12 protein-coding genes and 1 pseudogene are annotated in these 10698 nt (G+C 38.8%); 11 read left to right on the top strand and 2 right to left on the bottom strand.

Annotated features, from left to right (window positions below; translation table 11 throughout):
- Positions 1-1262, top strand: a 1262-nt coding sequence (locus tag CFT42_RS06240) for an immunoglobulin-like domain-containing protein (protein ID WP_341864830.1), incomplete at its 5' end; no start/stop codon positions are given.
- 390 nt (positions 1263-1652) lie between these two features.
- Here the strand turns inward: CFT42_RS06240 and CFT42_RS06235 are convergent.
- Entirely contained in the window at positions 1653-3341 is a 1689-nt protein-coding gene (locus CFT42_RS06235) for a leucine-rich repeat domain-containing protein (protein WP_159458152.1), read from the bottom strand.
- Between the two features lie 20 nt (positions 3342-3361).
- Complete coding sequence (locus CFT42_RS06230; protein ID WP_088810187.1) at positions 3362-4042, bottom strand: cyclic nucleotide-binding domain-containing protein; 681 nt, start codon at positions 4040-4042, stop codon at positions 3362-3364.
- 409 nt (positions 4043-4451) lie between these two features.
- Here CFT42_RS06230 and CFT42_RS06225 point away from each other — a divergent pair, with 409 nt between their 5' ends.
- The 10 genes and pseudogenes from CFT42_RS06225 to CFT42_RS06180 all read left to right on the top strand — a co-directional run bounded on the left by CFT42_RS06225 (position 4452) and on the right by CFT42_RS06180 (position 10557).
- Positions 4452-4805: an iron chaperone gene (locus CFT42_RS06225; RefSeq protein ID WP_088810188.1), complete on the top strand. Its 354-nt coding sequence runs from the start codon at positions 4452-4454 to the stop codon at positions 4803-4805.
- A gap of 66 nt (positions 4806-4871) precedes the next feature.
- Positions 4872-5303 (top strand): universal stress protein, encoded by a 432-nt coding sequence (locus CFT42_RS06220; RefSeq protein WP_088810189.1) that lies wholly within the window; start codon positions 4872-4874, stop codon positions 5301-5303.
- A 123-nt stretch (positions 5304-5426) separates the two neighbouring features.
- Positions 5427-5828 (top strand): DUF4064 domain-containing protein, encoded by a 402-nt coding sequence (locus CFT42_RS06215; protein ID WP_088810384.1) that lies wholly within the window; start codon positions 5427-5429, stop codon positions 5826-5828.
- 5 nt (positions 5829-5833) lie between these two features.
- Complete coding sequence (locus CFT42_RS06210; RefSeq protein ID WP_088810190.1) at positions 5834-6244, top strand: peptidase; 411 nt, start codon at positions 5834-5836, stop codon at positions 6242-6244.
- Between the two features lie 99 nt (positions 6245-6343).
- A complete protein-coding gene (locus CFT42_RS06205; RefSeq protein ID WP_088810191.1) occupies positions 6344-7348 on the top strand; it encodes an inorganic phosphate transporter in 1005 nt (334 codons plus the stop codon).
- Positions 7349-7392: 44 nt separating this feature from the next.
- Positions 7393-8592 carry a multidrug effflux MFS transporter gene (locus CFT42_RS06200; RefSeq protein ID WP_088815717.1) on the top strand — a complete coding sequence of 400 codons (1200 nt, stop codon included), beginning with the start codon at positions 7393-7395 and terminating at the stop codon, positions 8590-8592.
- Positions 8582-8962 (top strand): VOC family protein, encoded by a 381-nt coding sequence (locus CFT42_RS06195; RefSeq protein WP_088815716.1) that lies wholly within the window; start codon positions 8582-8584, stop codon positions 8960-8962. Before CFT42_RS06200 ends, CFT42_RS06195 begins: the two co-directional genes overlap by 11 nt.
- A 17-nt stretch (positions 8963-8979) precedes the next feature.
- Positions 8980-9363, top strand: coding sequence for a DUF1149 family protein (locus tag CFT42_RS06190; RefSeq protein WP_088815714.1), 384 nt, complete (start codon positions 8980-8982; stop codon positions 9361-9363).
- Positions 9364-9456: 93 nt separating this feature from the next.
- Positions 9457-9684, top strand: a complete 228-nt coding sequence (locus tag CFT42_RS06185) for a hypothetical protein (protein WP_088810195.1) — start codon at positions 9457-9459, stop codon at positions 9682-9684.
- Between the two features lie 63 nt (positions 9685-9747).
- Positions 9748-10557, top strand: a pseudogene (locus tag CFT42_RS06180) (ZIP family metal transporter).
- Positions 10558-10698: the final 141 nt, after the last annotated feature.

The raw sequence follows: 10698 nt of genomic DNA, 5'->3' as shown, positions 1-10698 counted from the left end.
ACTATTTCGCCGTTTCAACAGATTCTTACGTACAAGGAACGTTCACAGGAAGTGTGAAATATGTTTCCCTTGTTGTGAATGGCACAGAATACGTGAAAACCCCTGTAAAAGATGCGAACACGTGGAGTTATTACTCTAAAGGCAAGATCGCGGTGGGTGATACGGTTTCTGTGAAAGGGTACAATGTCGCAGGCGTTGTAGTGGATGAAAAACCAGTCAATGTAATTCTTAACCCACCAGGCGATAGTACTGTTACAGCAAATAATTTTGTCTTGTACCAAGATAAGTATGTTACAGGAACGTATACAGGAAGCGTGAAATATGTTGCACTGAAAGTCAATGGCACAGTATTAGGTAAAATCCCAGTTTCAGGTGGCACTTACTCATACTATGCAAAACCAAATATCACTTCTGAAGAAGATGTAGTATCCGTCGTTGCGTATAATGGCGCAAGTGTCCAAGTAGCGGAAGCACCTTTCGAGGTAAGTGAACTTCAGACAACAAGTGAAATTACAGCGAATAATTATAGTCTTGGAGATGGTTCAATTGTCGGAACATACTCTGGAGATGTGAAATACATTTCTGCAACAGTGAATGACACAGAACTTTCTAAAATCCCAGTAGACGGGTCAGGCACATATGAATACTATATTCGCCGTTATATCACAAGTGATACAGATCGAATTGTAATGAAAGCCTACAATTCAAGAAATGAAGTTGGAGACACTGTTCAAGTAACCATCAATCCAAGTGGTCCATCAGCGATTACTGCACAGACTTACAACCTTGGTGATAGTTCAGTAGTCGGCACGTATTCTGGAAATGTGAAATATATTTCCGCAACTGTGAATGACACAGAACTATCTAGAATCCCAGTAGACGGTTCAGGCACATATGAATACTATATTCGCCGTTATGTCACAAGTGACCAGGATACTATCGTAATGAAAGCTTACACTGCAGGTGGAGCTGAGGTGGCTTCTAATAGAGTGACGATCCCACCAACTGCTCCAGCAACGTTAACAACAGATATCTTTACGATTGGAACTTCAAGGGAGGTCACAGGAACATCAACAAATGGTGTGAAATATATTGCGCTTAAAGTTGAAGGTGTCGTTAAATCTAAAATTCCAGTAAATGCAGATGGTTCGTTTACGTATTATGCGAAAGCCTTACTGAAAACACCAGGTATGGAAGTTTCGATGATAGGTTATGACGGGGCGAACAATCAGGTTATTGAAACACCGGTAACGGTTCGATAAAATTTAACGTAATAAAGAAAGAGGCTAGGACATAAATTCTTAGCTGAACATGAAAACCGGGTAGAAAATCGAAAAAAGATTTTCTGCCCGGTTTTTTATTGAATAGACGTGTATGGGGGATATTTTTGCCATAATGGGAAGAGGAGAGAAATCATATAGCCATCTTGTTCTCATATAGCTAAACGAGAAAAATTGGTAACATGTTTTTTCTTCTGCAAACTTGTTTTGGAAAATATTCCTAACAACTATGTATTGAAGAATGCATTTTTGGTTTTTCCTCCGAACGCAATATATCAATTTATACAAAAAATCACCGGTTAATTCTAAAGGGGTGAGCAAAATAAAAAAGGTGATGGGAAGGCATATTAGGTGTGGCTTTCCCATCATCTTTTATTTGTTTTTACGAATTAATATGAGTCCGGATAATGTGGTGATAAGTAGTCCAATTAATTGTATTTTTTGTGGTGATTTGTCACCTGTTTTTGGTAGGGGACTAGTTGAAGGTACGGGGACTGGTTTTTGGCTTGTAGTCGGCGGCGTACTATTTTTTGTTGTTTCTTCAAAAGAAGTGTTTGGAATAATGGTTATTTTTAGTGTTAACGGGGAAGCGTTGTTGCCGTTCGGGTCGGTGCTGCTTACAGTGACTTCATAAGTTCCAACTGTGTTCCAATCTACTTGATTTAAGCCAGTGATTGTTAGTTCAGAGCCATCATCTGTATGTATATTTGCCAGTTCTTCGTATTCTGAGATAGTAAGCGGGGGATGACCTGCAACTATACGAATATCAGTACCGCTAATGATTGGAGCATTGGTATCTACTGCTGGCTTGGTCAGGAAAGTGACAGAATATACGAAATTAGGATATGATTTTTTGTAAGTTATGCTGACTTTGTCTGGGATAGAAGTTGAGGTATCCCAAGTATGATTGCCATTTGTGAAAGAATATGTATCACTTGGATAGGGTATGTTTTCAGTTAATGGTTCTTTGTAAAAATCATAAGCGATTGTTTTGGAAGCTGGAAGAGTGACTTTGTTCTGATTGATTTCTGTATTTGATAAATTTATAGTTTGATAGGCTAGTTTAAGTGAGCATCCTGCATCAAAAATATTTTTTAAAGGTGAGATATCACGAATATGGTTAGAACCTAAATCGAGATAAGTTAAGTGGGAGAAGTTTGTAAGCGTTGTGACATCAGTAAGTTCATTTGAGACCGCGAATAATTGTTTAAGGTTTGTTGAATTTTTAATATCACTTAGAGAAGACACTCCATTTTCTGAAAAATCGAGATAAAGTAAGTCTTCCATGTTCCTTAGAGCGGACAAATTTGTTACTTGATTAGCGGCAAAGTTCAAGTCAATTAGATTTGTTAATGTTTTAATAGCCGATAAATCAGTAATTTTGTTAGTATGCATCGACAAATCTGTCAACTGTGTTAAATTTTTAAAAACCGAAATATCTGAAATCTTATTGTCCCCGATAAATAAGATTTCTAAGTCATGCATATTTTGAAGAAAGGAGATATCAACAATTTGATTACCTTCAATATTTAAAGTTTTAAGTTTTGTTAGACCAGCTAGAGCAGAAATATTAGTAACCATATTCTGCCCTAAATCCAAGTACTCTAAATTGGTAAGGTATTGAAGGGCTGAAATATCGGATAGTTCAAAGTTACCTTGAAGATTTAAAGAAGTTAAAGCGTTTAAATGAGCTAATGGTGAAATGTCTGTGATGGAATTGACGCTTATATTTAGATCCACTAAATTATTTAAGTACTCGGCGCCTTGAATGGAACGGATGTTACAAAAGTTAGCATATATATCTGTTATTCGATTGAGCTCTTCTTGTGTCACAATGTCTGTACTTGAACTTGCTCCGGTTTCTTCCATGATAACTTCGCGGAAATGAACGTCTGGGAAGATAGATTCATAGGTGGAGTTTGGCAGCAAGTTTGTTGCATTCAAATCATTAGTAGGTTGAGAATCAAATGTTTGTGGGAGATTCTCGTCTGCTGCAAAAACAATGTATGTTGCACATAAATTTGTTGTTACAATAATGAAAGACGCTAATAAACATTTCAACAATTTTAAACACTATTTATTTACTTTAAATAAGATGGGATAGTTGCGGGGTGCAATTCGCGCATTTTAGTAATATCTACAACAATATTTGCGCCATCTTTAAAAATAATTTGATCTTTGTAAAGTAAATCAAGATGTTTATAAAAGCCACCTTGTGATAGCGTGGAATATTCCATCAGGCGTGTATGGGTATATTCTTTTGGAAGTTTAACGAAATGTGCACTTTCAACATTAGAATCCAACAAGTAGCTAAGGTTGAACATACATTGGACGAGTACATTTTCTTTGCTTCGAATGCTTAATAAAGATTTAAGATAGTAGTGCGACGAGAGACGCTTCATGATGTAATAAATGAAGGGAGCGTTATGCGGAAAAGAAAGTAGATACTCTAAATCTTCTTTTTTTATGGCATAGACTTTTGTTGTTGTCAAAGTCTCAAATATCATTCCTTTAAAATCATCAAAAATTTGACCGAATCCGACAATATCTCCTTCTGTGAAAAAGGAGTATACTTGGTCGCTTTTTGTTTCCATTGTTCTTTTAATATATCCCTCTACGATGCCTGATATAATAATGTAACAAACATCCATTTCATCAAAGGAAACAATTGTTCTCGCTGGAACTTCGAGTTCTTTAATTGCTTCCGGAAGTTCAACTTTGATGGCGCGGACGAATTCATTTGTACTAAAGAGAGTATTCATAATTTCACACCTTTCAATTAGCATAATACCATGTGAAACATAAAAGTGCACCCCACTTTAGTGCTGATTTAACCTATAATTTGTCTATTCTGTGAATTTTCTTTCATTAACTTTGAAAATGTGAACAAATTTCGAAAAAATGCATTTAGATAAGTAGAACTAACAACCGTTGTCAAATACTACTACGAAACGAAAACAATAAGATAGAAGAAAGCGAATGGAAATTTAAAAATAGGACTTCAATATAGGACTAAAAAGGATGGCTGGGAATGCTGTTGTATGGAATTAAATGGATAATCAAACTAGGAGGAGCTAATAGATGGGACTTGGACGATATTCGAAAGCGTTATCATGATATTATTGTATTTTCTACGGGGGAAATGGTATTCTAAAACAAGAGGTGAAGGAAATGGAAGCATATCAAAATATTGATGAGTACATCGCGCAGTTTTCAGGGGAAACGAAAGAACGTCTTGAAAAGATTCGTGCTCTAGTTCATGAGATGGCGCCAGAAGCAACTGAGAAAATTAGTTACGGCATTCCAACATTTTATTTAAATGGTAATTTAGTTCATTTTGCCGGGTACAAAACGCATATTGGCTTTTATCCAGGGGCAAAAGGGGTAGCGACATTTTTAGCTGATGTAGAAGGAAAGTACAAATATTCAAAAGGGACTATTCAATTTCCGCTAAAAGAAGATTTACCTGTAGAATTAATTGAAAAAATTGTCAAATTCCGAACAGAAGAAAATCGCGCAAAATAAGGTTTTAACGAAAGTGAGTACAGGTATAGAAGAGTATAGTCCAAGTTTGAAATTGGAGGAATTAACATGACAAATTATAAACGTATTTTAGTTGCGGTAGATGGTTCAGACCAGTCAGAGGCGGCGTTTTATGAAGCAGTTAATCTAGCCAAAGCACTTGGTTCATCGCTTTCGCTCGCAAGTGTCATTGATGTTCGATCATTCCCAACATTTACAGCAGAAGGCAGGACATGGGAAGCTGAGTTAAGAGCTGATGTGGAAGAAATTCTTGCTAAGTATGTGCAAATCGCAAAAGAAAAAGGTGTAGAATCAGTCGGGACTTTTTTGGAAGTCGGTAACCCGAAAAAACTTTTAACAGAAGAGATTCCTGATTTATATGGTGCAGATTTAATTGTTTGCGGGGCGACGGGACTTAGTCGTTTGGAAAAAGTTTTAATGGGAAGCATTTCATCTTATATTGTGAAACACGCAAAATGCAATGTTTTAATTGCTAGATAATATAAAAAAGAAGGAGATCAGGGCTGATTTCCTTCTTTTTTGTATTTTTTTCATAGAAATTAGAGCATTTTCTTGGAAACCATGCTAAACTATAAAAAGGCGATGAAAAAAGAGGAGGGCGTTATGAACAGACAAGCTGAGTTTATTTTAACCATCATTGGCGCAGCATTTAGTATAGTGACAACTATTTTTATCGTAATCTATGCATTGTTTATGGGAATGGGTATTGCGGCAAGCTTAGAATTCGCGAGTGGAAATACTACAGCATGGTTTTTAGGAATATTTGTTGTCATTTTTGGCATGATTATTCTAATTTCAATTGCATCGGCAGTTTTTGGTTTTATTGCTGCATTTAAAATAAAGGAAGATGTTCCGAAAGTGCAAACGTATGCGATTATGTTAATTGTTCTAGGGGGCTTGCAAATTTCAAGCATTCAAGGGATTTTATTTTTAGTAGCTGGTATTTTAACAGTGACGAAAAAAACGCCGAAAGTCCCTTCTATTGAAAACGAGAGTGAGGAATAGACAGAATGGGTATGATGTTTTTATTTACGATTGGTTTATTATTTTTAGCGTTAGTGTCGCTTGCAGCACGCGCGATTGTAGCGGTCTGGATTTATAAAGATGCAGAAAGACGTGGGATGAATTCATTGCTTTGGTGTTTACTTATCGTATTCACAAGTGTGATTATCGTCTTGCTGGTTTATTTGTTTGTGAAGAAACCTAGCTTTGAACCCAAAAAAGGGTTGGGGCTTTTGATTACGGGTTGTGTTATGACAGGTATAAGCTTCGTTTTGAGCATTTTTGTTATCATTGGCTTTTTCGGTATGTTTGGGATGATGATGGATGGATTTGACGATGGTTATAACTACGATTACGACATGCATGACAATATGTTTGATGATTACGATTATGATTATGACGACGAATATGATTTTTAAAACAGATGCTACATCAAAGAACCCCTGCAAATAGTAGGGGTTTTTGTTTTTACTGAAACAGGGTAGGTAGAGAAAAAAGCGTTGTTAGGAGAAATTGTTATGGACACGGTTATTTTGATTACGATATTAATTGTCCTTGTGGGACTTACTTTCGATTTTATTAATGGATTTCATGATATTGCAAACGCTGTTGCGACGTGTATTTCAACGCGAGCTTTGAAGCCGCGCGTCGCGATTTCAATGGCCGCTGTGATGAATTTTTTAGGGGCAATTTCTTTTACAGGTGTGGCAGAAAGTTTGACGAAAAGTATTGTGGATCCTTTCGCATTGCAGCACGGGGAATTTGTTGTTTTGTGCGGGTTAATTGCGGCCGTCATTTGGAATTTGCTTACTTGGCTAATTGGTATGCCGAGCAGTTCCTCTCACGCACTAATTGGGGCGATTGCGGGCGCTTCAATTGCATCGGCAGGATTTAGCGTTATTAATTTTGGCGGTTTTACGACAATTATTATTGCGCTCATCATTTCGCCAATTATTGGTTTTTCGGTCGGCTATTTGATTTATTCGGCGTTTAAATGGATTTTCAGAAACCGGAAGCGCGCGAAAACAAATCAGCGTTTTAAAGTCGCGCAAATTTTTACAGCGGCCATTCAGGCGTATGCCCACGGGACAAATGATGCGCAAAAAACGATGGGAGTCATTACACTTGCTCTTATTGCAGGAGGGCTCCTAAAAGAAACGGCGGGCGTTCCGTTTTGGGTTCAACTGTCCTGTGCGCTAGCGATGGCGATTGGCTCGTCAGTTGGTGGTTTTCGGATTATCAAAACCGTCGGCACGAAAATCATGCGTATTGAGCCTGTGACAGGCGTGGCAGCCGATATAAGCTCGCTTTCCGTTATCATGACAGCAACGCTCACGCACCTTCCCGTTAGCACGACGCAAGTTATCGATAGCTCGATTATGGGCGTCGGCACCGCGAATCACAAGAAAGAAGTGAACTGGCGGACGGGCAAAAACATGCTTGTTACATGGGTGATTACGCTTCCTATTGCAGGGGTACTCGCAGCGCTCGTTTACTGGGTGGCGGCTTTTCTTTTCTTATAAAAGGGAGTGTCTGCCATATTTTTGATGGACTTAAAGGAGATTCTATGCAGAAAAAAGACAAAATTGTTTTTTCATTAGTGATTATTTTAGGCTTGCTTTCCGCGTTTGGCCCGCTGTCGCTCGACATGTACTTGCCAGCGCTACCAGACATTGCAAACGACATGGGGATTGCAGCATCTATGGCACAGCTTAGCTTGACGGCCTGCATGATTGGACTTGCAACCGGCCAGCTCGTCATCGGCGCGCTTAGTGATGCTGTCGGTCGCCGAAAACCACTTCTCATTGGCGTATTTACATACTTTATCATTTCCTTTCTTTGTATTTTTACAGGCAATATCATTTTATTTATCCTACTCCGTTTTATCCAAGGATTTGCTGGTGGGGCTGGAAGTGTGCTGTCCCGGGCAATTGCGCGCGACTATTACGAAGGGAAAAATTTAACGCGGTTTTTCAGCTTTTTAATGTTAATTAATGGGCTTGGCCCGATTTTAGCGCCGATAATTGGGAGCGGCATGCTGCTTGTGACAGACTGGCATGGGATTTTTATATTATTAACTGCAATCGGACTTGTCCTTTTCGCGTTATCGTTTTTCATGATTAAGGAATCGCTACCGCAAGCAGAACGCGAACAGGGCGGGCTAAAAGGAACGTTAGTGACGTTTGGCAAATTAATTCGTAGTGCTGATTTCATGCAGTTTGCCTTACCACAAGGCCTTTTAACGGGCATGATGTTTGCCTATATTGCGGCCTCGCCATTCGTTTTACAAAGTATTTATGGTTTATCGCCGCAAATGTTCAGCTTATGCTTCGCTTTAAACGGATTAGGTCTTGTTATCGCTTCCCAATTAGCGGGAATGTTCAGCATGAGGTATACTGAAGTTAGCGTTTACAAATTCGGCATCACACTCGCTGTTTTGGCTAGTCTAGCCTTGCTATTTTTACTCGCTTTTTTAGCCCCCGTAATGGTTGTTATTGTCGTGTTGTTCCTTGCAATCTCAAGCGTTGGGATCATTAACACGGTCGGAACCTCGCTCGCAATGCAAAGCCAAACAAAAAATGCAGGGAGTGCATCCGCGCTAATCGGTCTAATGGGTTTCCTTTTCGGCGGGATTGTTTCACCACTTGTAGGGCTTGGTAGTGGGAAAACAGGCCTTCCAATGGGACTTGTTATGCTAGGTTGCGCGCTCGCAGCCGTCTTCGTTTTCCTATTTTATCAGAAGGGACGAATCAAACATGAAAATTGAACACGTTGCAATTTGGGTGAAAGATTTAGAAGTTATGCGCCAATTTTATGAAAAATACTTCGAGGCCACTTCATCTGAAAAATACGTCAATGAAACGAAAGGCTTCGCATCTTATTTTCTGACAATGGCGTCTGATTGCCGAATCGAACTGATGACCCGTCGCGATATTGTTTCAGAAAAAGAAGGGGAACAATTTGGCTACGCACATCTAGCCATCTCACTAGGCAGCAAGGAAAAGGTCGATCAATTTACCGAGATTTTTCAAAACGACGGATTTAAAATTGCAGGCCTGGCCCGAACAACAGGAGATGGTTACTATGAAAGTGTGATTTTGGATCCAGAAGGAAATACGATTGAATTAACGATATAAATTTCGAGGTGAAGAAAATGGAAATTAAAACAAATCCAATTGTTGTTGAAAAGTATAATTTTGAAACGAACGTGACAGAACAGACTAGCGGAGAAAACCAAATTAATGTGCAGCTAAATGAAGTTGAACCAGTTGGCGATGATAAATCGATTTTAGAAGCAGGTAAGATGTTTAAAATTGATGTGCCCTTTATATTAACACTCGACCGCTTCAAAATTGATGGACATATTAGCCGGATTATTCAAATTGTCGACTTTTTTGGTGCGGCAGAAGAGCTTGAAAAGCATTTAATGGCGGAATTTTCTGCGCCTTTAGTTGACTATATTAAACGCTTAACGTATGAAGTGACTGAAATCGCCTTTGATGAACCAGGCTTCCAACTTAATTTTGAATCGAACTGAGCCCGAGCAGGGGTTCAGTTTTTTTAGGAATTGGACTTGAATGTTAAACGTATTTTCGCTATGATGAAGGAAAGACAAGAACGGAGGGATAGTATGACAGAGAACGAAGAGCAAAAATTGTTTGATAAAGAAAAAGTCAAAGAAATTTCTGAAAAAGTCGGAGGAGCAGCAACAGATGCTGCTGGAAAAGCTGGCGAAGTTCTTGGAGATGCTGCCAAAATCGCAGTTTACGGGTCGCTTGAAGCGGCAAAAGTAATCGGTAAAACAAGTGGTTCCTTTCTAAAAGGCGTGAAACGTGGTTTTCAGAAAGATAAAGAATAAACAAGTCATTATGAGGTTTGGGAAATCCTAAACCTCATCGATTTTATTTAGGGAGTTTTTTGTGTGATAGCTTATTTTTCAAGTTTAAATCCTGTCTTATTAGCTCTTTTAGCAGGTTTATTTACATGGGGGTGTACGGCGCTCGGAGCCGCACTCGTTTTTTTCTTTAAAGATCTTAATTAAAAAATGACAAATGTTATGCTCGGTTTTGCTGCTGGTGTCATGCTTGCTGCAAGTTTTTGGTCACTTTTAAGCCCTGCGATTGAACAAAGTGCGGATATGGGACGGTTTTCATTTGTTCCAGCGCTTGTCGGTTTTGTTTTAGGTGGCGTATTTTTAAGATTAGTTGACCGCATCATTCCGCATCTCCATCTAGGCTTTCCAGAAACGAGTAAAGAGGGTCCGAAAACAAAACTGCGTAAAAGCATTTTGCTCGTTTTATCGATAACGATACACAACATTCCAGAAGGAGCGGCAGTGGGAGTCGCTTTTGGAGCCGTTTTAGTCGGTGATACAGAAACTTTTGTTACGGCTGTTGTATTAGCTTTAGGAATAGGAATTCAAAATTTCCCAGAAGGAGCAGCTGTGTCTATTCCACTGCGCGGTGAAGGTTTAAGTCGCGCTAAAAGTTTCTGGTATGGACAACTTTCTGCTGTAGTGGAACCAATTTTCGCTGTTATCGGCGCATTGTTAGTCGTTTTTGTGACGCCAATTTTGCCATACGCGTTAGCTTTCGCTGCTGGAGCAATGATTTTTGTTGTGATTGAAGAATTAATTCCAGAGTCGCAAGTGGAAGGTTCAACGGATTTAGCCACTGCAGCAACAATGGCTGGCTTTGCGGTGATGATGGTTTTAGACGTTGCACTCGGATAAAAAAGTTTAAATTAATACTTTTAAAGAAAAATATGGTATACTTAATGATAGTGAACTTGTTCACAAACTATATAGATAGTTTTTTTGGAAACTTTGCTTTCCAATAACTATAAAAACACGAAAAAGCTCCCACTTTTCGTG

Source organism: Listeria goaensis (genome assembly GCF_900186125.1).
Taxonomy (GTDB): domain Bacteria; phylum Bacillota; class Bacilli; order Lactobacillales; family Listeriaceae; genus Listeria; species Listeria goaensis.
The sequence above is the reverse complement of the archived record's forward strand: the minus strand, read 5'-3'. Positions and strand labels throughout refer to the sequence as shown.